General features: G+C 63.2%; 21 protein-coding genes. 17 read left to right on the top strand and 4 right to left on the bottom strand.

Translation table 11 applies throughout. The features are described from left to right. The first annotated feature begins 87 nt into the window (after positions 1-87). From IEV38_RS12495 to rng, 8 genes are all read left to right on the top strand, one after another. The gene (locus IEV38_RS12495; protein WP_188396575.1) at positions 88-813 is read left to right on the top strand and encodes a YebC/PmpR family DNA-binding transcriptional regulator; all 726 of its coding nucleotides are present in this window, start codon (positions 88-90) and stop codon (positions 811-813) included. A gap of 96 nt (positions 814-909) precedes the next feature. Then, entirely contained in the window at positions 910-2,181 is a 1,272-nt protein-coding gene (gene purD / locus IEV38_RS12490) for a phosphoribosylamine--glycine ligase (RefSeq protein WP_188396573.1), read from the top strand. A 126-nt stretch (positions 2,182-2,307) separates the two neighbouring features. Beyond that, complete coding sequence (gene hemF / locus IEV38_RS12485) at positions 2,308-3,219, top strand: oxygen-dependent coproporphyrinogen oxidase (RefSeq protein WP_188396571.1); 912 nt, start codon at positions 2,308-2,310, stop codon at positions 3,217-3,219. 2 nt (positions 3,220-3,221) lie between these two features. After that, entirely contained in the window at positions 3,222-3,884 is a 663-nt protein-coding gene (locus IEV38_RS12480; RefSeq protein ID WP_188396569.1) for a nicotinate-nucleotide adenylyltransferase, read from the top strand. Continuing rightward, positions 3,884-4,549: a ribosome silencing factor gene (gene rsfS / locus IEV38_RS12475; protein ID WP_188396567.1), complete on the top strand. Its 666-nt coding sequence runs from the start codon at positions 3,884-3,886 to the stop codon at positions 4,547-4,549. Before IEV38_RS12480 ends, rsfS begins: the two co-directional genes overlap by 1 nt. Positions 4,550-4,561: 12 nt before the next feature. Next, entirely contained in the window at positions 4,562-5,032 is a 471-nt protein-coding gene (gene rlmH, locus IEV38_RS12470; RefSeq protein ID WP_188396566.1) for a 23S rRNA (pseudouridine(1915)-N(3))-methyltransferase RlmH, read from the top strand. Between the two features lie 5 nt (positions 5,033-5,037). Further along, positions 5,038-5,658, top strand: coding sequence for a Maf family protein (locus tag IEV38_RS12465; RefSeq protein WP_188396564.1), 621 nt, complete (start codon positions 5,038-5,040; stop codon positions 5,656-5,658). Continuing rightward, a complete protein-coding gene (rng, locus tag IEV38_RS12460; protein WP_188396562.1) occupies positions 5,655-7,118 on the top strand; it encodes a ribonuclease G in 1,464 nt (487 codons plus the stop codon). The genes IEV38_RS12465 and rng overlap by 4 nt, the downstream gene beginning before the upstream one ends. Positions 7,119-7,195: 77 nt before the next feature. Here the strand turns inward: rng and IEV38_RS12455 are convergent, their stop codons facing one another. The 3 genes from IEV38_RS12455 to dnaE form a co-directional block, all read right to left on the bottom strand. Next, positions 7,196-7,972, bottom strand: a complete 777-nt coding sequence (locus tag IEV38_RS12455) for a glycosyltransferase (protein WP_371869882.1) — start codon at positions 7,970-7,972, stop codon at positions 7,196-7,198. A gap of 62 nt (positions 7,973-8,034) precedes the next feature. After that, the gene (gene msbA / locus IEV38_RS12450) at positions 8,035-9,780 is read right to left on the bottom strand and encodes a lipid A export permease/ATP-binding protein MsbA (RefSeq protein ID WP_188396558.1); all 1,746 of its coding nucleotides are present in this window, start codon (positions 9,778-9,780) and stop codon (positions 8,035-8,037) included. Between the two features lie 33 nt (positions 9,781-9,813). Beyond that, entirely contained in the window at positions 9,814-13,275 is a 3,462-nt protein-coding gene (dnaE, locus tag IEV38_RS12445; protein WP_188396556.1) for a DNA polymerase III subunit alpha, read from the bottom strand. A 142-nt stretch (positions 13,276-13,417) separates the two neighbouring features. On the opposite strand from dnaE, the gene IEV38_RS12440 reads away from it, so the two are divergent. Next, positions 13,418-14,284 carry a sulfurtransferase gene (locus IEV38_RS12440; protein ID WP_371869881.1) on the top strand — a complete coding sequence of 289 codons (867 nt, stop codon included), beginning with the start codon at positions 13,418-13,420 and terminating at the stop codon, positions 14,282-14,284. A 35-nt stretch (positions 14,285-14,319) separates the two neighbouring features. Beyond that, complete coding sequence (gene kdsA, locus IEV38_RS12435; RefSeq protein WP_188396554.1) at positions 14,320-15,162, top strand: 3-deoxy-8-phosphooctulonate synthase; 843 nt, start codon at positions 14,320-14,322, stop codon at positions 15,160-15,162. Between the two features lie 70 nt (positions 15,163-15,232). Here kdsA and IEV38_RS12430 read toward each other — a convergent pair whose 3' ends face one another. Further along, a complete protein-coding gene (locus tag IEV38_RS12430) occupies positions 15,233-15,931 on the bottom strand; it encodes a pirin family protein (protein WP_188396552.1) in 699 nt (232 codons plus the stop codon). A gap of 122 nt (positions 15,932-16,053) precedes the next feature. Here IEV38_RS12430 and IEV38_RS12425 point away from each other — a divergent pair, with 122 nt between their 5' ends. The 7 genes from IEV38_RS12425 (at position 16,054) to IEV38_RS12395 (ending at position 22,085) form a co-directional block, all read left to right on the top strand. Then, complete coding sequence (locus tag IEV38_RS12425; protein ID WP_188396550.1) at positions 16,054-16,968, top strand: LysR family transcriptional regulator; 915 nt, start codon at positions 16,054-16,056, stop codon at positions 16,966-16,968. A gap of 6 nt (positions 16,969-16,974) precedes the next feature. Further along, the gene (gene gluQRS / locus IEV38_RS12420; protein WP_188396548.1) at positions 16,975-17,865 is read left to right on the top strand and encodes a tRNA glutamyl-Q(34) synthetase GluQRS; all 891 of its coding nucleotides are present in this window, start codon (positions 16,975-16,977) and stop codon (positions 17,863-17,865) included. A gap of 324 nt (positions 17,866-18,189) precedes the next feature. Continuing rightward, positions 18,190-19,368, top strand: a complete 1,179-nt coding sequence (locus IEV38_RS12415) for a DegT/DnrJ/EryC1/StrS family aminotransferase (RefSeq protein ID WP_188396546.1) — start codon at positions 18,190-18,192, stop codon at positions 19,366-19,368. Beyond that, positions 19,361-19,585: an acyl carrier protein gene (locus tag IEV38_RS12410; RefSeq protein ID WP_188396544.1), complete on the top strand. Its 225-nt coding sequence runs from the start codon at positions 19,361-19,363 to the stop codon at positions 19,583-19,585. The genes IEV38_RS12415 and IEV38_RS12410 overlap by 8 nt, the downstream gene beginning before the upstream one ends. A 7-nt stretch (positions 19,586-19,592) precedes the next feature. Next, positions 19,593-20,633, top strand: coding sequence for a ketoacyl-ACP synthase III (locus tag IEV38_RS12405; protein WP_188396542.1), 1,041 nt, complete (start codon positions 19,593-19,595; stop codon positions 20,631-20,633). A gap of 27 nt (positions 20,634-20,660) precedes the next feature. Continuing rightward, positions 20,661-21,434: an SDR family NAD(P)-dependent oxidoreductase gene (locus tag IEV38_RS12400; RefSeq protein WP_188396540.1), complete on the top strand. Its 774-nt coding sequence runs from the start codon at positions 20,661-20,663 to the stop codon at positions 21,432-21,434. An 18-nt stretch (positions 21,435-21,452) separates the two neighbouring features. Then, on the top strand, positions 21,453-22,085 hold the full coding sequence (locus IEV38_RS12395; RefSeq protein WP_188396539.1) for an acetyltransferase: 633 nt from the start codon (positions 21,453-21,455) through the stop codon (positions 22,083-22,085). Positions 22,086-22,100: the final 15 nt, after the last annotated feature.

Here is a 22,100-nt window from a genome sequence, read left to right as displayed (position 1 = left end):
AGACAGCAGGCTTGGTCGGCAGGCTGGCGCAACGCCGCAAGCGGCGATTTTTACCCGCCACGCAACTCATCTGGAAAGAAATTCGGCATGGCAGGACACAGTAAATGGGCCAATATCCAGCATCGCAAGGGCCGTCAGGATGAAAAGCGCGGCAAGATCTGGACCCGTCTGATCAAGGAAATCACTGTGGCGGCCCGCATGGGCGGCGGCGACCCCGACGCCAATCCGCGCCTGCGCCTGGCCGTCGACAAGGCAGCCGACGCCAACATGCCCAAGGACAACGTCACGCGCGCGATCCAGCGCGGCACTGGCACCCTGGACGGCGTGGACTACGAGGAAATCCGCTACGAAGGCTACGGCATCAACGGCGCCGCCATCATTGTCGATTGCATGACCGACAACCGCGTGCGCACCGTGGCCGAAGTGCGCCATGCCTTTTCCAAGTTCGGCGGCAACATGGGCACCGAAGGTTCGGTGGCCTTCCTGTTCAAGCACTGCGGCCAGTTCTTCTTTGCGCCGGGCACCGACGAGGACAAGCTGATGGAAGCCGCGCTCGAAGCCGGCGCCGAGGATGTCGTCACCGATGACGAAGGCGGCATCGAGGTGCTGTGCGCGCCCAACGATTTCACCGCCGTCAAGAATGCGCTGGAAGCCGCCGGCTTCAAGGCCGAACTGGCCGAAGTCGTCATGAAGCCGGCCACCGAAACCGTGTTCGAGGGCGACGATGCGGTCAAGATGCAGAAACTGCTCGACGCGCTCGAAAACCTCGACGACGTGCAGGAGATCTATACCAACGCGGTCATCCAGGGCTGATGCACGGCGACGCATCCGCGTCGCACATCGTGTCCCGACCGCACCCGATTCCGTCCGCTGTCATGCGGCCACTCAATCAAGCAATCATATAAATCGATGAAAATTCTGGTAGTCGGCTCAGGCGGCCGCGAACATGCCCTGGCTTGGAAACTGGCGCAATCCGAACGGATTCAGAAGGTATTCGTGGCACCCGGCAACGGCGGCACCGCGCTCGACGACCGGCTCGAGAACGTCGCCATCAACGATCCGCAGGCGCTGGCCGAATTCGCGCAGAAGGAAAACGTCGCGCTGACCGTGGTCGGCCCCGAAGTGCCGCTGGCGGCAGGCATCGTCAACATCTTCCGCAGCCACAACCTCAAGATCTTCGGCCCCAGCAAGGAAGCCGCGCAGCTCGAAAGCTCCAAGGATTTCGCCAAGGCCTTCATGCAGCGCCACGCGATCCCGACCGCCGCATACCAGACCTTCGCCGATCTGCAGGGCGCGCACGATTACATCGATCAGAAAGGCGCACCGATCGTCATCAAGGCCGACGGCCTGGCTGCCGGCAAGGGTGTGGTGGTCGCCATGACGGCCGAGGACGCGCATGCGGCGGTCGATATGATGTTGTCCGACAACAAGCTCGGCGATGCCGGCGCGCGCGTCGTGATCGAGGAATTCCTGGCCGGCGAGGAAGCCAGCTTCATCGTCATGGTCGACGGCAAGAACGTTCTGCCGCTGGCCACCAGCCAGGATCACAAGCGCCTGCTCGACAACGACGAAGGCCCGAACACCGGCGGCATGGGCGCCTATTCGCCCGCGCCCATCGTTACGCCTGCGCTGCATGCGCGCGTGATGCGCGAGATCATCCTGCCAACCGTGCAGGGCATGGCCAAGGACGGCATCGTCTTCACCGGCTTCCTCTACGCAGGCCTGATGATCGACGACAAGGGCAATCCGCGCACGCTGGAATTCAACTGCCGCATGGGCGATCCCGAAACGCAGCCGATCATGGCGCGCCTGAAGACCGATCTGACGGTCGTGATGGAACACGCGATCAACGGCACGCTGGACGCGATCGAACTCGAATGGGACCGCCGCACCGCGCTCGGCGTGGTGCTGGCCGCCGCCGGTTATCCGGATGCACCGCGCAAGGGCGATACCATCACCGGCATCCCGGCCGCCACGCCCGACAGCGTGACCTTCCACGCCGGCACCACGCTCGACGGCACGCAACTGAAGACCTCGGGCGGCCGCGTGCTGTGCGTGGTCGGCCTTGGCGACAACGTCAAGATGGCGCAGAAGAAAGCCTACGACGTCGCCGACCAGATTCATTTCGACGGCGTGCAGTTCCGTCGCGACATCGGCTGGCGCGCCCTCAAGCGTCCATAATCGGCATCACCCTCTCCGCCGCGCCAGCCTGACAGGCGCGGCGGATTGCAGCAACCCGCGATGCCGGCATCGGCATCATCGAAGCACCGTCATTCGCGACCGGAGCGCCTCGACAAACTGGAAACCATGCCTGTGACTTCCCTCCCGTCCGCCGCCGTCAAGCAGTATCTGCAAGACCTGCAACAGCGCATCGTGAGCGCGCTCCAGCAGGCCGACGGCAAGGAATTCCTTGCCGACGAATGGCAACGCCCAGAAGGCGGAGGCGGTATCTCGCGCATCATCGAGAACGGCAATCTGTTCGAGCGCGGCGGCGTCGGCTTTTCGCATGTGACCGGCAGCAACCTGCCGCCGTCGGCGGCAGCCAACCGTCCCGGCATTGCCGGTCGCCAATGGGAAGCGATGGGCGTGTCGCTGGTGCTGCATCCGCACAACCCCTATGTGCCGACCGTGCACATGAACGTGCGCTTCTTCATCGCCACCGCCGACGGCCAGGAACCGATCTGGTGGTTCGGCGGCGGCATGGACCTCACACCCTACTACGGCTTCGAGGAAGATGCGCAGCATTTCCACCGCACCTGCCGCGATGCCTTGCAGCCTTTCGGAAGCGGTCTGCATGCGCGCTACAAGACATGGTGCGACGAATACTTCTATCTCAAGCACCGCAAGGAACCACGCGGCGTCGGCGGCATCTTCTTCGACGATCTCAACGAAGGCGGCTTCGAACATTGCTTCGCCCTGCAACGCAGCGTCGGCGACCATTTTCTCGATGCCTATCTGCCCATCGTGGCACGCCGTCGCGACATCGCCTTCGGCCAACGCGAACGCGACTTCCAGACCTACCGGCGCGGCCGCTACGTGGAATTCAATCTCGTGTTCGATCGCGGCACGCTGTTCGGCCTGCAATCGGGCGGACGCACCGAATCGATCCTGATGTCGATGCCGCCGGTGGTGACCTGGCGCTATGACTGGCAGCCCGAGCCCGGATCGCCGGAAGCGCGACTCCATTCCGACTTCCTGATCCACAGGGACTGGCTCTGACCATGCACGGCGAACCACGGCAATGCATCCTGCTGCTGGGCGGCAGCTTCGATCCTGTGCACCGCGCCCACGTTGCCTTGGCGCAGCACTTCATCGATCTGTTGCGACCCGACCTGCTGCGCATCATTCCGGCCGGCAATCCATGGCAGAAGAATGGCCTGCAGGCCTCGGCCGAGGATCGCGTCGCCATGCTCGAACGCGCATTCGCCGATTGCCCTATACCGGTCGCCATCGATCGCCAGGAAATTCTGCGCGACCGGCCCAGCTACAGCGTCGAGACCCTGCGCGCGATCCGCGCCGAACTGGGTCCCGAGGTTTCCCTGGTGTTTCTGATCGGCGCCGACCAGTTGCAGCATCTGGATACCTGGCAACACTGGCGAGAACTGTTCGAGCACGCCCATGTCTGCGCCGCGTCGCGGCCGGGCTTTGCCACGGATGCCGCACACATACCTGCCGCGGTGACGGAAGAGTTCGCCCGACGCGCCGCCTCCGCCGAACGCATCCGGCAAACCGCCGCCGGACTGGCCCTGCTGGCAACCGACCTCTCGCTCGACATTTCCGCCACCGCCATTCGCACCGCACTACAGGGCGGCCACCACGCGATTCCTCAGCTCCCTTCCGGGGTGCTAGACTATATCGAACAACATCACCTCTACCGACATTAATGGATATCAAAAAACTGCAAGCCCTCGTCATCGACGCGCTGGAAGACGTCAAGGCACAAGACATTCAGGTCTTCAACACCGAGCACCTGACCAGTCTGTTCGATCGCATCGCGATCGCCTCCGGCACCTCGAACCGCCAGACCAAGGCGCTTGCGTCGTCGGTACGCGACAAGGTCAAGGCGAACGGCGGCAACATCGTCAGCATCGAAGGCGAAGACACCGGCGAATGGGTGCTGGTCGATCTGGGCGACATGATCGTCCACATCATGCAGCCGGCAATCCGCGCCTACTATCGCCTCGAGGAAATCTGGGGTGAAAAGGAAGTGAAGTTCGGCGCAGCCAAGCGCACGTCGAAACGCACCGCCGCCGAAGACACCGATGCGCCGAAGAAAACCAGCCGCCATCTGGCTGCCAGCCAGACCACGCTGGACGACGATGCACCGAAGAAGCCGGCACGCAAGACAGCCGCCACCAAAACCGCGGCGAAGAAGGCACCGGCCAAGAAAGCCGTCGGCAAGACCGTGAAGGTCGCCGCCAGCAAGACGGCAGAAGCCTACAAGAAGGAAAAAGCGCCTGCGCGCAAGACTCCTGCGAAAAAGGTGGCTGCCAAGGCACCGGCCAAAAAGGTTGTCGCCAAGCGCGCTGCCAAGAAATCCGCCGAGTAAGCGGCGCGCGGCATGCAGTTCGTCATCGCTGCGGTCGGGCACAAGATGCCTGCCTGGATCGAAAGCGGCTTCGGCGAATATGCCAAACGCATGCCGCATGACTGCCGCATCGTCCTCAAGGAAATCAAGCCCGTCGAACGTTCCGGCAGCAAGACCGCCGAGACGGCGATGGCGCTCGAGCGCGGCAAGATCGAGGCCGCCATTCCCAAGGGGGCGCGCATCGTCGCCCTCGACGAGCACGGCAAGGATCTGACCAGCGTGCAGCTGTCGCAATCGCTGACGCAATGGCAACAGGACGGACGCGACGTCGTCTTTGTCATCGGCGGTGCCGACGGCCTCGATCCCGAATTCAAGCGCAACGCCGACATGCTGATACGCCTGTCGAGCATGACGCTGCCGCACGGCATGGTGCGCGTGATGCTGGCCGAGCAGTTGTACCGTGCCTGGTCGATCACGCAGAACCATCCCTACCATCGCGTCTGATCAGCATGAAGACGCCCGTCCGGAAAATCTATCTCGCTTCCAAGAGCCCGCGCCGCCGCGAATTGCTGCGCCAGATCGGCGTCGAATTCGAGCTGCTGATCCTGCGTGACCACGCCGCGCGCGGTCCCGACGTCAGCGAAGAGGTGTTGCCCGACGAACGTGCCGAAGACTACGTGGCGCGCGTCACGCTGGAAAAGGCGCAGTTTGCGCGGCAGACCATGCAGTGGCGCAAGCTGCCGCCGCGTCCGGTGCTGGCGGCCGACACTACCGTGGTGCTCGACGGCCGCATTCTCGGCAAGCCGGCCGACGAGGCCGAGGCGATCGCGATGATGCAGGCGCTTTCCGGCCGCACGCATCAGGTGCTCACCCATGTGGTCGTGCTGCATGGAGAAGCCACCTACCAAGTCACGCAACGCTCGGACGTCGCCTTCGCAAGCCTGTCGGAACAAACCATTCGTCGCTACTGCGCGACCACCGAACCCTACGACAAGGCCGGCGGCTATGGCATCCAGGGCCAGGCTGCGCTGTTCATCGAAGACATCGCCGGCAGCCATTCGGGCATCATGGGCCTGCCCTTGTACGAAACCGGACAATTACTGAAACAGGCAGGCATGCAGATCCTATGAGCGAAGTCATTCTGGTCAACGTCACCCCGCAGGAAACCCGCGTCGCCCTGGTGTTGCAGGGCGCGGTACAGGAACTGCACGTCGAACGTACGCTGTCGCGCGGCATGGCAGGCAACATCTATCTGGGCAAGGTCGTACGCGTGCTGCCCGGCATGCAGTCGGCCTTCGTCGATATCGGACTCGAACGCGCGGCCTTCCTGCACGTGGCCGACATCTGGAGCGCACGCACGCAGGACGGACAGCCCGCTTCGCCGATACCGATCGAACGCATGCTGCACGATGGCCAGTCGATCACGGTGCAGGTCATCAAGGACCCGATCGGCACCAAGGGCGCGCGGCTGTCGACGCAGATCTCGATCGCCGGCCGCATGCTGGTCTATCTGCCGCAGGAATCGCACATCGGCATCTCGCAGCGCATCGAGAACGAGGCCGAACGCGAGAGCCTGCGCGAGAAGGTGCAGAAGCTCACGCAGCCCGGCGAGAAAGGCGGCTTCATCATCCGCACCATGGCCGAGGATGCGTCCGAAGAAGACCTCAAATCCGACATCGACTACCTGCGCAAGACCTGGAGCAACATCACGCAGCAGGCGCAGACCAGACCTGCGCCGAGTCTGCTGTACCAGGACCTCGATCTCGCACAGCGCGTGCTGCGCGACTTCGTCAACGAGAACACGCCGCGCATCCAGGTCGATTCGCGCGAGAACTACCAGAAGCTGGTCGTCTTCGCCGAGCAATATACGCCGTCCATCCTGCCCAAGCTCCAGCATTATCCGGGCGAGCGGCCGCTATTCGACCTGTACGGCGTGGAAGAGGAAATCCAGCGCGCGCTCGGCCGCCGCGTCGATCTCAAGTCCGGCGGCTACCTGATCGTTGACCAGACCGAGGCGATGACCACCATCGACGTCAACACCGGCAGCTTCGTCAACGGCCGCAATTTCGACGACACGATCTTCAAGACCAATCTCGAAGCCTCGCATGCGATCGCGCGCCAGCTGCGGCTGCGCAATCTCGGCGGCATCGTGATCCTCGATTTCATCGACATGGAAAACGATGATCACAAGGCGGCGGTGCTCAACGAACTCAAGCGCGCGCTGGCGCGCGACCGGACCAAGGTGTCGGTCTCGGGATTTTCCGCACTGGGGCTGGTGGAAATGACACGCAAGCGCACGCGCGAATCGCTCGCGCACATCCTGTGCGAACCTTGCCCGGCCTGCAGCGGCAAGGGACAGGTCAAGACCGCGCGCACCATCTGCTACGAAATCCTGCGCGAACTCACGCGCGAGGCCAAGCAGTTCAACCCGCGCGAGTTCCGCATCCTTGCCTCGCAGGTCGTGATCGACATGTTCCTCGAGGAGGAATCGCAGCATCTGGCGATGCTCAGCGCCTTCATCGGCAAGCCGGTCTCGCTGCAGGTGGAAACCACCTACCACCAGGAACAGTACGACGTGATCCTGATGTGATCCTGCCGTAAACGGCAAGCGGGGCGACCGATCAGCGCGCCCCGCTCGTCATTCCTGTCGTTTCCGCCCTGTCCCGCTCATTCCTTCCAGTAGTCCGCAATCCACGGCGCCTTGCGCACGTAGCGGAAGGCACGGTTGCGCCGGCCTTCGAGCGCGTCGGGCGGATTGACCTCGCCGTGGAAGATCACGATCTTGGTGCCCGCCGGCACGAAAGGATCGCGCCAGTAGTTGGTCGGCCAAGGCGGGATGCAATGGTATTTGTAGCTCGCGCACCACGAGGCCGGCCAGTAGGCAAGCTTGCCCTGCTTGTGCAGCACGTCCGACAGGAAAGCCTGCTCGTTGCGGAAACTGGCGCGCGCCTCGGCCTGCGTGGCACGGAACTGCGCGAGCACGTCGGCATGCACGCCGAGGCGGAAGCGATAGACCGAGGAATTGCCGGTCACGCGCCATGGCCGTTTCCAGTCGTGGATGATGAGGAATTCGCCCGGATGCTCGAAGAAGGCGTCGATGCTGTCGGTGATGACGATGTCGATATCGAGGAACAGCGCCGTGCCCCTGAGTCCGTGCAGATCGGCCTCGAAGGTCGTCAGCTTCTTCCAGCCGCGCTCGGGCAGACCGTCCGGCAGGCGCAGATCGGGAATCGGCAGGCATTCGACCTCGGAACGGATGCCGCTGCTGTCGTCGGTCAGGCAGACGAAGCGGAAATCGCCGCGCAGATTGCGGCGCACCATGCCGTACAGCCGATTGATGTATTCGGGACCGTACTTAGTGCCCCATTTCATGCAGAGGATCACACGATCATCGTCGCGCGTTTCCCTCGTCGCATTTGCAGTGTTGTCCAATATATCCGCCATTTTTTATTCTCCCGCCCGTTGCGGCCTCGTGATGATGTGTGCGCAGACATCCTGCGCGGCGCTCAACCCTGCGACTCTTCTTCCTTAGCGAACTGCAGGTGGTACAGGTTCGCATAGACTTCGTTGCGCGCCAGCAGCTCGGCATGCGAACCGAGTTCCACGATGCGGCCTTCGTCGAGCACGGCGATGCGGTCGGCGCGCTCGATGGTCGAGAGACGATGCGCGATGACCAGCGTGGTGCGGCCCTTCATGAGTTCGTCGAGCGCGGCCTGCACCGCGCGTTCCGATTCGGAATCGAGCGCCGAGGTCGCCTCGTCGAGGATCAGGATCGGTGCATCCTTGTAGATCGCGCGCGCGATCGCCAGGCGCTGGCGCTGGCCACCGGACAGGCGGCCGCCGTTGTCGCCGATCATGGTCTGCAAGCCTTGCGGCAGGCCGGCGATCACTTCTTCCAGATGCGCGGCGCGCGCGGCAGCCAGTATGCGCTGCGGATCGGGCTGCGCATCACCATAGGCGATGTTGGCGGCAATCGTGTCGTCGAACAGCACCACGTGCTGGCTGACCATGGCGATCTGCTGGCGCAGGCTGGTCAGCGCGATGTCGTCGATCGCCTCGCCGTCGAGACGGATCTCGCCCTCGGCGACGGGATAGAAGCCCGGCACCAGGTTGACCAGCGTCGATTTGCCGCCGCCCGACATGCCGACGAAGGCGATGGTTTCGCCCGGCATCACGGTCAGGTTGATGTCGTGCAGCGCGCGAGACTGCTGACCCGGATAGGTAAACGACAGGTTGACGAAATCGAGCCGGCCGGCAGCACGGCCCGGCAGCATCTTGCCGGTGGTGCGTTCGGGCTGGGCGTCGATCACGGCGAACACGGCTTCGGCCGCCGTCAGGCCGCGTTGCAGCGGGCCGTTGACCTCGGCGATGTTCTTCAGCGGAGTGAGCAGCATCAGCATGGCGGTAATGAAGGAAACGAAACCGCCGACCGTGGTTTCGTTGTTGCCGGACTGGATCAATGCAATCACGATCACGATCGCCACCGCAAACGCCGCCATCACCTGCGTCACCGGCGTGGTTGCCGCCAGGGTGCTGGCCATGCGCATGGTGTAGCTGCGCAGCTTGTCGGCGCGCTGTTCGAAGCGGTTGATCTCGTACTGATGGCCGCCGAAGATCTTGATGACCTGGTTGGCACGCGTGGTTTCTTCCATCACCTGCGTCATCTCGGCGTTCACGGTCTGGTACTCGCGCGTCAGGCGCCGCACGCGCTTGCCGGTCATGCGCACCACGACCGCGATCAGCGGCAGCAGCACAAGCGCCACCAGCGTCAGGCGCCAGTTGAGCCAGAACAGGAAGGACAGCAGCACGATCACGGTCAGCGAATCGCGGATCAGCGAGGTGAAGACCTTCGTCACCATCTCGACGATCTGCTGCACCTCGAACATCATCGAGTTGATGACGCGGCCGACCGAATGATTGGCATAGAAGCCCAGCGGCACGTCGAGGATGCGCGCGAACATCTGGCGCCGCAGCGTGTTGAGCAGTCGCGACGAGACCCACGTCATCATGTAGGTGGTGGTGAAGGTCGATATGCCGCGCAGCACGAAGATGCCGACGATGGCAATCGGCACCAGCCACAGCGAGAACGACGGCTTGCCGCCGAATCCCTTGTCGAGCAGCACGCGCATGACGGCCGGGAACATCGGTTCGGTCAGCGCCGTCATGATCATGCCGCCGAAGGCCACGGCGAGCCGGCCCTTGTACGGGCCGAGCATGCCGAACAGGCGGCGCAGATGGGCAGGAAATCTCATTCAGTTTTCTCGGTTGAGGGACGGCGCGGCGCGTCAGTCATAGACGATGTCCACGTTGTTTTCCGAATAGAGCTCGATCAGCTTCTGCCGGACGCCATCGTCCGGGTTGATGCGCCACTGTTCGGCCAGCGACAGTTCCGAGACGCCCTTGTCGTTCCGGTACTCGACGAACACGGGGCTGCCGTCGGCGCGCGCGGCGGCCTGCAGCGTCGCCATCAGCACGCCGACGTCGGCCGACGCCTGCAGCGACACGCGCACGCACCTGGCATACTGGATGCGCGCGGCGGCGATGTCCATCACCTTTTCCGCCGTCACGCGCAGGCCGCCCGAGAAGCGGTCTTCCGATACCTTGCCGACCACGGCGAGGAATTCGTCTTCCTTGAACATGCCGCGATTGGCATCGAACACTTCGTTATAGACCGTGACATCGACCGTGGCGCTGCCGTCGTCGAGCGTGACGATGACCATGCGGCCGCGCTGTGTCATCTGCGTGCGCAGGCCGGAGATGACGCCGGCGATCAGGCGCGGCTCGCGCGACGGCTCCAGGCTCGACAGCTTGGCGCGCGCGAAGCGTCTCACCTCGGGCGCATAGGCGTTGAACAGATGGCCGGACAGATAGAAGCCGAGCGCGGCCTTTTCCTCGGTCAGCTTCTGTTTCTCGCTCCACGGCTGCGCCTTCACGTATTCGGGCGGGCATTCAAGGTCGCTGTCGTCGCCGCCGAACAGGCTGACCTGATTGGCCGACGCTTCTGCCTGCTCCGCGCACTCGATCGCGAAGCCGACCGAGGCCAGCAGGATGCCGCGGTCAACGCTGAAGCAGTCGAAGGCACCGGCGCGGATCAGCGATTCGATGGTGCGGCGGTTGATCTGTTTCTTGTCGACACGCTTGCAGAAATCGAACAGGTCGGTGAACGGCTGGCCCTGGCGCGCAACGATGATGGCATCGATCGCGCCCTTGCCCGACCCCTTGACCGCGCCCAGGCCATAGCGAATCTGCGTGGCCTTCTTGCCCGGCTCGCCGACCGGCGTAAAGCGGTAGTCGGACTGGTTGATGTCCGGCGGCAGCATGGTCAGGCCGCAGATGTCGATCGCATCCTCGACCAGGATCTTGACCTTGTCGGTGTCGTCCATCGCGAGCGACATGTTGGCTGCCATGAAGGCGGCCGGATGATGCGCTTTCAGATAGGCGGTGTGATACGACAGCAGTGCATAGGCGGCCGCGTGCGACTTGTTGAAGCCGTAGCCGGCGAACTTCTCCATCAGGTCGAAGATCTCGTCGGCCTTGTCCTGCGTCAGGCCGTTCCTGGCCGCGCCCTGGCGGAAGATTTCGCGATGCTCGGCCATTTCCTCGGCCTTCTTCTTGCCCATCGCACGGCGCAGCAGATCGGCGCCGCCCAGCGAGTAGCCGCCGATGACCTGCGCCATCTGCATGACCTGTTCCTGATAGACCATGATGCCGTAGGTCTCGGACAGGATGCTCTCGGTACGCGGATCGGGATACTCGAACTTCTCGCCGTGCTTGCGGCGGCAGAAGTCCGGGATCAGGTCCATCGGGCCCGGACGGTAGAGCGCGACCAGCGCGATGATGTCCTCGAAGCGGTCGGGCCGTGCATCCTTGAGCATGCCTTGCATGCCGCGGCTTTCCAGCTGGAACACGGCGACCGTCTTGGCCTTGGTCAACAGATCGTAAGAAGGGCGGTCGTCGAGCGGCAGCTTCTCGAGCGCAAAGTCGGCCATGGCCGGATCGAGATCCTTGATGTAGCGCACCGCGCGGTCCAGGATCGTCAGCGTGGTCAGGCCCAGAAAGTCGAACTTGACGAGGCCGACCGCTTCCACGTCGTCCTTGTCGTACTGCGAGACCACGCCGGAGTCGCCGCCCTGCGTATAGAGCGGGCAGAAATCCGTCAGCTTGCCCGGCGCGATCAGCACGCCGCCGGCATGCATGCCGATGTTGCGCGCGATGCCTTCGACCTGCTGCGCCAGTTCGAGCAGCTGCTTGACCTCTTCTTCCTTCTCGATGCGCTCGGCCAGCAACGGCTCTTCCTTGATCGCATCCTCGATGGTCACCAGCTTGCCCGGCTTGAACGGGATCAGCTTGGAAATGCCGTCGCAGAAGTTGTAGCCGAAATCGAGCACGCGGCCGACGTCGCGCACCGCGCCCTTGGCCGCCATGGTGCCGAAGGTCGCGATCTGCGAGACCGCTTCCTTGCCGTAGCGCTCCTTGACGTACTGGATCACGCGGTCGCGGCCTTCCTGGCAGAAGTCGATGTCGAAGTCGGGCATCGACACGCGCTCCGGGTTCAGGAAGCGTTCGAACAGCAGGTTGTACTTGAGCGGATCGAGATCGGTGATCAGCAGCGAATAGGCGACCAGCGAACCGGCACCCGAGCCGCGGCCCGGACCGACCGGCACGCCATTGTTCTTGGCCCACTGGATGAAGTCGGCCACGATCAGGAAGTACCCGGGGAAACCCATCTGGATGATCGTGTCGGTCTCGAACTTCAGGCGCTCCTCGTAGCGCGGGCGCTGACGTTCGCGCTCGGCCGGATCGGGGTACAGGTGTGCGAGCCGCGCCTCGAGGCCGCGTTTGGCTTCCAGCACCAGGAAGTCGTCGATCGACGAACCGTCGGGCGTCGGGAAATTCGGCAGCTTGGGCTTGCCGAGCTCCAGCATCAGGTTGCAGCGCTTGGCGATCTCGACCGAATTGCGCAGCGCGTTCGGCATGTCGGCGAACAGCTCAGCCATCTCGGCCTGCGAGGTGAAACGCTGGCGCTCGTTGAAACGCTTGACGCGGCGCGGGTTGGCGAGGATTTCGCCTTCGGAGATGCAGGTACGCGCCTCATGCGCCGTGAATTCCTCGTCGGTCAGGAACTGGATCGGATGCGTCGCCACTACCGGCAGGCCGAGCTTGGCCGCCAGTTGCGTCGCCTGCCGCACGTGCGCTTCCATGTTGGGCTGACCGGCGCGCTGCACCTCGATGTAGAAATGGCCGGGGAACAGTTCGGCCCAGCGCTGCGCGGCACGCTCGGCAGCCGCGATGTTGCCGTTGTCGATGGCGATGCCGACGTCGCCGAAATGCGCGCCCGACAGCACGATCAGGTGCTTGTCCGGCGTCGATTGCGCGATCTCTTCCAGCCACTCGGGCCGGATCTCGGCGCGCCCGCGATGCAGGTTGGTCAGCCACGCGCGCGACAGCAGGTCGCACAGCTGCAGGTAACCGGTACGGTCCTTGACCAGCAGCAACAGGCGCGAGGGCTTGTCGCGGTCGTTGTCGTTGCTGATCCACGCGTCGCAGCCGACGATCGGCTTGACGCCCTTGCCGCGCGCTTCCTTGTAGAACTTGACCATGCCGAACAGGTTGGCGAGGTCGCTGATGGCCAGCGCCGGCTGGCCATCCTTGACGGCGGCCTTGACGGCATCGTCGATACGGACCAGGCCGTCAACGATCGAATACTCGGAATGCAGGCGGAGATGGATAAATTGGGGGGAACTCATGGGTCGGTATTCTACCGCGCAGGGGGACCTCGGGCCATTGGCAATGCAAGGTCGTGAATCGGGCGTGGGAACGCGCAGAGGTTTTATAATGGACGACTTTCCATCCGCCGCCCGCGGCGAACAAGGCACTTGTCATCCTGACATGCCACGATCAGCACAGAACACCATGCAAGCCAGCACCACCTTCGTCAACATCGCCGCCTACAAGTTCGTCACCCTGGACGACACCGCCGGGCAGCGTCCGGTCTTTCTCGACAAGTGCAACGCGCTGTCGCTGAAAGGCACCATCCTGCTTAGCCCGGAAGGCATCAACCTGTTCCTGGCCGGTACGCGGCACGACATCGACGCCTTCCTGAATTGGCTGCGCAGTGATGCGCGCTTCGCCGATCTCGAGGTCAAGGAAAGCCTGTCCGACGGGCAGCCGTTCAACAAGATGCTGGTCAAGCTCAAGCGCGAAATCATCACCATGAAGCACCCGCTGATCAAGCCCGAGCTCGGCCGCGCGCCGGTGGTGGAAGCGCACACGCTCAAGCGCTGGCTCGACCAGGGCCACGACGACGACGGCAAACCCGTGGTCATGATGGATACACGCAACGATTTCGAGGTCGATGTCGGCACCTTCGACAACACGCTCGACTACCGCATCACCAAGTTCAGCGAATTCCCGGACGTGGTTGCCGCGCACCGCGAGGAGCTGAAGGACAAGACCGTGGTTACCTTCTGCACCGGCGGCATCCGCTGCGAGAAGGCGGCGATCTACATGAAAGACGTTGGCTACGACAGCGTCTATCAGCTCGAAGGCGGCATCCTCAAGTATTTCGAGGAAGTCGGCGGCGCACACTACACGGGCGACTGCTTCGTGTTCGACCAGCGCACCGCACTCAATCCGCAACTGGAACCGAGCAGCGCCCCGACCGTCTGCCCGAATTGCCAATCCGTCGTCAGCACACGCGAACAGCTGTCGCCCGCCTATGTGGCCGACACTTCCTGCCCACACTGCGCAACCTGAGCAGACCATCCTCACAGAGAACGCGACCACCCACCATGATCAAGATCAACGACACCATCCACGTCGGCAACGAACTGCCCTTCGTCCTGTTCGGCGGCATCAACGTGCTCGAATCGCGCGACCTTGCGCTGAAGTCCTGCGAGGAATACGTACGCGTCACGCAGAAACTCGGCATTCCCTACGTGTTCAAGGCATCGTTCGACAAGGCCAATCGCTCGTCCATCCATTCGTATCGCGGCCCCGGCCTCGAGGAAGGCCTGCGCATCTTCGAAGAGGTGAAGAAGACCTTCGGCGTTCCCGTCATCACCGACGTGCACGAGCCGCACCAGGCCGCACCGGTGGCGGAAGTGGTCGATGTGCTGCAACTGCCGGCCTTTCTCGCGCGCCAGACCGACCTCGTCGTCGCGCTGGCCAAAACCGGCCGCGTCATCAACATCAAGAAGCCGCAATTCCTGAGCCCGTCGCAGATGGGCAACATCGTCGAGAAATTCAGGGAAGCCGGCAACGAGCAACTGATCCTGTGCGACCGCGGCAGCAACTTCGGCTACGACAACCTGGTGGTCGATATGCTTGGCTTCGGCGTCATGAAAAAGACCTGCAACAACCTGCCCGTGATCTTCGACGTTACGCACGCGCTGCAGCAACGCGATCCGGGCGGCGCCGCATCCGGCGGCCGTCGCGAACAGGTGCTCGATCTGGCACGCGCCGGCATGGGCGTCGGCCTCGCCGGCCTGTTCCTCGAAGCGCATCCCGATCCGAACGTCGCCAAGTGCGACGGCCCGAGCGCGCTGCCGCTGGACAAGCTCGCGCCTTTCCTCACGCAGCTCAAGCGGCTTGACGATCTGGTCAAGTCGTTCGAGCCGTTGCAGATCGATTGATTTGCCTACGCAAAAAAGCCCCGAACATTCGGGGCTTTTTCATACCGGCGACACACGCGGCGCTACCTCGCTATGCCAGATCGAACACCAGCACCTCGGCCTGGCTGCCTTTTGAAATATCGATGGCATCCACCTCGGCGATCTTCAGCGCATCGCCTGCCTTGAGCGCCACGCCGTTGACTTCGACCGCGCCGCGCGCGACGTACACGTAGGCGCGCCGGCCCGCTGCCAGCGGCAGGGTTGCGTGTTCCTCGCCGTCGAACAGACCAACGTGGACGCGCGCATCCTGGTGGATCAGCACCGAGCCGTCGGAACCGTCCGCGCTCGCGATCAGGCGCAGACGGCCACGTTTTTCCGCCTCGGAAAAGTTCTTTTCCTCGTAGCCGGGTGGAATGCCAGTCACGTTCGGCTGAATCCAGATTTGCAGAAAATGCGTCTGCCCGCTTTTCGAATGATTGAACTCCGAATGCCGCACGCCGCTGCCGGCGCTCATGCGCTGCACGTCACCGGGGCGGATCACGCTGCCGTTGCCCATGCTGTCCTGGTGCGCGAGTTCGCCTTCCAGCACGTAACTGATGATCTCCATGTCGCGGTGTCCGTGCGTGCCGAAACCGGCACCGGCGGCAACGCGGTCTTCGTTGATCACGCGCAAGGGGCCGAATCCCATGTGGGCCGGATCGTAGTAGTCGGCGAACGAGAACGAGTGATGGGAATCGAGCCAGCCGTGATTGGCGTGGCCGCGGTCTTCGGCTTTGCGGATTTCCAGCATGATGTGCTCCTTTCGAATGCGTTGGGTGCTGCAATGGATCTCACTATAGACGGTCGCTGCAGCCGGAATAAGGGCATAATCCCGTACAAGTCATTCAAATATTTTGAATATCCAGAACCGCGATGAACCTGACGCTGGAAGCCATCCGCATCCTCGACACCATAGACCGCAAGGGCGGCTTCGGCGCCGCCGCGGTGGCGCTCGACCGCGTGCCTTCGGCGCTGACCTACAGCGTGCGCAAGCTGGAGGACGATCTCGACGTGCTGCTGTTTGACCGTCGCGGCCATCGTGCCAAGTTGACCGCGGCCGGACGCGAACTGCTCGAGGAAGGCCGCCACCTGCTGCGCGCCGCCGACGAACTCGAACAACGCGTCAAGCGCACCGCCACCGGCTGGGAAGTCGAATTGCGCATCGTGCTCGACGCGCTGATTCCGTTCGAGCGCATGCTGCCGCTGATCGCGGAATACGATGCGCAGGCGGCGGGCACGCAGCTGCGCTTTGCGACCGAAGTGCTGTCAGGCACCTGGGACCGGCTCGTCAGCGGCGAAGCCGATCTGGCGATCGGCGTGGCCTACGACGGTCCCGACCTGGTGCGCGGCTCGGGCGGCTTCCGCGTCAGGCCACTGGGCGAGATCGACTGGGTGTTCGCGGTCGCGCCCGGCCATCCGCTGGCCGCGCTCGACGAACCGCTGCCGGCCGCCGTGGTACGACAGCACCGCGCCATCGCCACCGGCGACACCGGCCGCATGCTGCCAACCGTCACCTCGGGCCTGCTGACCGGACAACCGACGCTGACCGTGCCCGGCATGCACGACAAGCTGCAGGCGCAGCTCGCGGGACTCGGCTGCGGCCACCTGCCGCGCAGCTGGGTGCAACCGTATCTGGATGACGGCACGCTGATCGAGAAGCGTACCGACGAGACCAAGCCTGACGGCACGCTGCGTTATGCCTGGCGCAACGATGCACGCGGCAAGTGCCTCAAATGGTTTCTCAACAAGCTCGCCGATCCCGGCGTACAGCACAGCCTGCTGGGTTGATCGACGATGCATCAGACCCCGCCCTATATCGGAAGATTCGCACCCTCTCCCAGCGGGCCGCTGCATGCCGGCTCGCTGGTGGCCGCGCTCGCCAGTTATCTCGACGCGCGCGTGCATGGCGGGCAATGGCTGGTGCGCATCGAGGACATCGACGAAACGCGCACCGTGCCCGGCGCCGCGGAGGCCATCCTGCATGCGCTGCAGGCATTCGGCATGCAGCACGACGGCGAGATCGTCGTGCAAAGCCGGCGCAAACCCTTGTACGAAGCCGCCGCCGTGCGGCTCGGCGCGCTGCTCTACCCATGCGGCTGCACGCGCAAGGAAATCGCCGACTCGCGCCTCGGCATCGCGGCCGATGGCGCGGCGATCTATCCGGGCACCTGCCGCCACGGTCTGGCACCCGGCAAGCAGGCGCGTACGCTGCGCCTGCGCGTGCCGGATGCCGGCGCGCCCGACGAGGCCATCACCTTCAACGACCGCTGGCTGGGACCGCTGACGCAGCATCTGGCGAGCGAGGTCGGCGACTTCGTGCTCAAACGCGCTGATGGTTTCTGGGCCTATCAGCTGGCGGTGGTGGTGGACGACGCCGACCAGGACGTGACCCACGTCGTGCGCGGTACCGACCTGCTGGAATCGACGCAGCGCCAGATCTATCTGCAGCGGCTGCTCGGCTATCCGACGCCGTCGTACATGCATGTGCCGGTGGTGCGCAATGCGCAGGGCGAGAAGTTATCGAAACAGACCGGCGCGCAGGCGCTGGACCTGGCGCGGCCGCTCGATGAACTGCTGCGCGCCGCGCGCTTCCTCGAATTGTCAATTGAATCGGCATCTTCCATGACGCAATTCTGGGAACAGGCGATGGCCGCGTGGCAGGCAAGATTCACCCTCGACCGGTGATCCGGATTGGTGCACCACCCTTCACTTTCCGCATTTGCGTCCGATAGCAAGAACAGGGGGCAAGAAGTGCCCCTCCTCTCGCTTGACGCGTCCGGGGCCGCATATTAGGCTTGTTCGAACAAAAAGCGGCGATATTACGAGACAAAACAGGGCAGCGAACGTGGCAGAGACATACGCAGATTCCGGAGCATCATTCGACGCCTGTCCTGCCGGCAGGCAAGCGTGCAATCCGGCCAATGCGCTGAAGGCCCGCACACGTTCGCGCAAGGCAGAGAAGACGGCCGGGTCCGACCACGCATCAATCCCCGCCACTTCCTGCGCACCATGACCGATCCGCGTCCGATTCCCCTGCTGGTACCCCACTTGCCCGACCGGCATGCGCTGGCGCCCTATCTCGAACAGATCGACCGCAACCGCCACTATTCCAACTTCGGCCCGCTCAACCACGCGCTTGAAGCAAGACTGACAAGCCTGTTCGCAGAACATGCCGCGCATCCGGTCCACGTCGCCACCACCAGCAGCGCCACCCTGGGACTGGAACTCACGCTGCACAGCCTGGGCCTGCCGCCCGGCAGCGGCGTGGTGGTGCCGGCGCTAACCTTCGTCGCCTCGCTGACCGCCATCCTGCGCGCGGGCCATGTGCCCGTGATCGCCGACATCGACGCCGACAGCTGGCTCATCACGCCGGAGATCGCCGCCGAAGCCGCAGCCAGGACCGGCGCCCGGGCGGTGCTCACGGTCGCCGCCTTCGGGCAGCCGCAGGATACGCAGCGCTGGAGCGCCTTCCGGCAGCAGACCGGACTGGCCGTGGTGATCGATGCCGCCGGCGCATTCGGCAGCCAGTGGGCAGAAGCGGCCGATGTGCCGGTGGTCTATAGCATGCATGCAACCAAGTCGCTGGCGGCCGGCGAAGGCGGCTTCGTCGCCAGCGGCGACCGCGATCTCGTGGCCGAGGTGCGCCAGCTCAGTAATTTCGGCATCAACCTCGACACGCATGCGGGACTCCCGGTCGGCCACCTGTCGCAGGTCGGCAGCAATGCCAAGCTTTCCGAATACCATGCCGCCGTCGCGCATGCGAGCCTCGACCACTGGCCGGCGCAGGCCGCGCTGCGGCAACAGATCCATCGCGCCTACCGGCAGACGCTGGATGCCAGCTGCGGCGAACACCTGCAATGGCAGGCCGGCGTCACACTCGCCGCGCCGACCATCTTCTGCGTGCGCATGGCGCAGGAGGCGCGCGCGCAGCTGGAACAACTTTGCCATGCCAGTAACATCGCCACGCGCCGCTGGTATCAGCCCCTGCTGCATCAGCACGCGGCCAAGGTGGCGCCAACGATCAAGATGCCCGTGCCCGTGGCGGAATCGGTGGCGTCCGGCATGATCGGCCTGCCGTTTTCGAGCTTCATGACGCAGGACGACATCAACCGTGTCGCAGAGGCCGTCGGCCTGGCGACCGCACACAGCAATCAACCATCACTCACCCTGGATAGCCATCATGGATAACGTAGAAACATTCATCGAGAAATTCAACGAAGCAGTAGACTTCCAGGAGCCGGTCGCCGTGACGGCCGAAACCAGGCTCGAGAGCCTGCCGGAATGGGATTCGCTGGCAGCGCTTGGCGTCATCGTCATGTTCGACATGGAATACGGCAAGACCATCACCGGCGAACACCTGGCGAAGGCCGAGACCATCCAGGACCTCTATCAACTGCTGGGCTGAACCCGACATGGCCACTTCCACGCTGAAAAACGTGCGCTTCGCCGGCATGGCGAGCTGCGTTCCCAAACGCATCGTCTCCAACCTGACCGACTGCAAGCCGCAGATTCGTGCCGAACGCGAACGGCTGGTACGCAACATCGGCATCGAAACGCGGCGCATGGCACCGGAGTGGCAATGCTTTTCCGATCTCGCCCTCGAGGCGACGGAAAAACTGCTCGACAGCCTGCAATGGCAAAAGGACGAGATCGACGCGCTGATCGTCGTCACGCAGTCGCCCGACTATCCGATTCCGGCCACCGCCATCATCCTGCAGGACCGGCTCGGTCTGTCCCATGCCACGGTCGCCTTCGACGTCAACCTCGGTTGCTCGGCCTATCCGTTCGGCATCCACCTGCTGGGTTCGATGATTTCGGCCGGTGGCATCAAAAAAGGACTACTGCTCGTTGGTGATCGCAGCGCCTCATTGGACAATCCGATTTTCTCGGATGCAGGCACGGCAACAGCCCTGGAATTCGACGAGAACGCGCCACCGATGTACTTCGATCTCAACAGTGACGGCAGCGGCTACAAGGCCATCATGTTGCCGGTCGGCGGTCATCGCGAACCTGTCGGCATGCAGCATCTGGTGCCGTTCCGCGAAGATGAGAACGATCACTGGCACCGTGGCACCGACCTCGTGCTCGACGGCCCGGCCGTGTTGAGCTTTTCGACACAGCGTGTGCCACCTGCCGTTGAAAAATTGCTTGCCTATGCCAACATCGGCAAGGATGAAGTCGATTACTTCATCTTCCATCAGGCCAACCGCATGATCAACGAAACAATCCGCAAAAAACTTGCCCTGCCGGTAGAGAAGGTACCTTCGACATTGCGTGACTTCGGCAATACCAGTGGTGCCTCCCTGCCTATCACCATCACGGCACGTATCAACAAGGAACTGGAATCGAACAGAAAACGCGTGCTGCTGTCCGGCTTTGGTATCGGCCTGTCGTGGGGTACCCTGCTGATCGACATTGAGGGCGCTGTTTTTCCCGACCTGATCGAATCCTGACACCGCCTTTCGAAAACACCAGATTCAATGAACGATCAATCGTCTTTCAACCCTTTTAGCCTGTCCGGAAAACGTATTCTGGTTACCGGTGCGACGTCAGGACTGGGGCTGGAAATCGCGCAGAGTTGCGCGAAGATGGGCGCTGAACTCATCATTACCGGCCGTGACACAGAGCGCCTGGCAGGCAGTCTGGATGCATTGCGCACGATCTCCGATCTGCCGCACACCGCATTTCAGGCAGATTTGACCGACAGCGCACAACGCGCTGCGCTGGTGGCATCTCTCGATCAACAAATGCATGGGCTGGTACACAGCGCTGGCATTTCCCGGCTGTGCCCGGTACGGATGATGAGCGAAGCGCACCTGCGCGAAGTGCAATCCATCAACGTGGACAGCCCGATGCTGCTGACCCAGGCATTGCTCAAGCGCAATCTGATTGCCGCCGATGGCTCGATTTTGTTCATTGCCTCCATCGCCGCACATATCGGCGTAGCCGGTGTCGGTGCCTATTCCGGCACCAAGGCGGCGCTGCTTGCCATTGCACGCTGCCTAGCGGTGGAAGTGGCAAAACGGGGCATCCGGGTCAATTGTCTGTCACCCTCGTTGGTACAGACGCCGCTATTCGATGCGGCAATGCTTGCAGCCGGTTCGGATTCAATGGAAGCGCAACGCGCCAATCATCCTCTGGGCTTCGGCACCCCTGCCGACGTAGCCAATGCAGCGATATTCATGCTTTCCGGCGCCAGCCGATGGATCACCGGTACCACGCTGGTGATGGACGGCGGCTTAACCATCAATTGAAGCAAGGAACACGAGCCAATGAAAAAAATTGTGATCGTGGGAGCCGGCGGACTGGGACGTCAGGCGCTGGCTCAGTTGCAGATAGACTTTTCTCATGGCGTGGACTGGGTGATAGACGGCTTTCTCGACGAACGAGGCGCCGATGTCGTCCCCGAATCCTTGTATTACCCATGGTTAGGGTATCCGGAAACGTTCGTCCCGGAATCCAATCAGTTATTCGTAGCTGCAATCGGCGATCCTGCCAGTCGCCAAAAGCAGCTTGCTCCTTTGCTTGCAAAGAATGCCGAGTTCATTTCTGTGCGCACCCGCTGCATCCTGGGAGCGCGCACCCAGTACGGCCCTACTTTTTTTGGCTATAACGTCAGTTGCGGCGTGGATTGCCGGATCGGCGCATACAGCTTTATCGACCAGGAAGCACTGCTCGGCCACGATGTCGTAATCGGTGATTTCGTCCACATTGGCCCGCGCTGTACCTTGGCCGGGCATGTCCATGTTGAAGACGGCGCGCAGATCCACAGCGGTGCATTGATTGCGCGAGGAGTGCGCATCGGTGCCGGAGCCGTGGTCGGCATGGGCGCGGTGGTGTTCAAGGATGTTGCTGCCGGTGCCACCGTGGCCGGGAACCCCGCCCGCGTGGTGTTCCAGAAGTGAGCCCGGCCTGTTTCT

This window comes from Oxalicibacterium flavum, from assembly GCF_014635065.1.
Classification (GTDB): Bacteria; Pseudomonadota; Gammaproteobacteria; order Burkholderiales; family Burkholderiaceae_D; genus Oxalicibacterium; species Oxalicibacterium flavum.
This window is presented reverse-complemented; position numbering and strand designations above follow the sequence as displayed.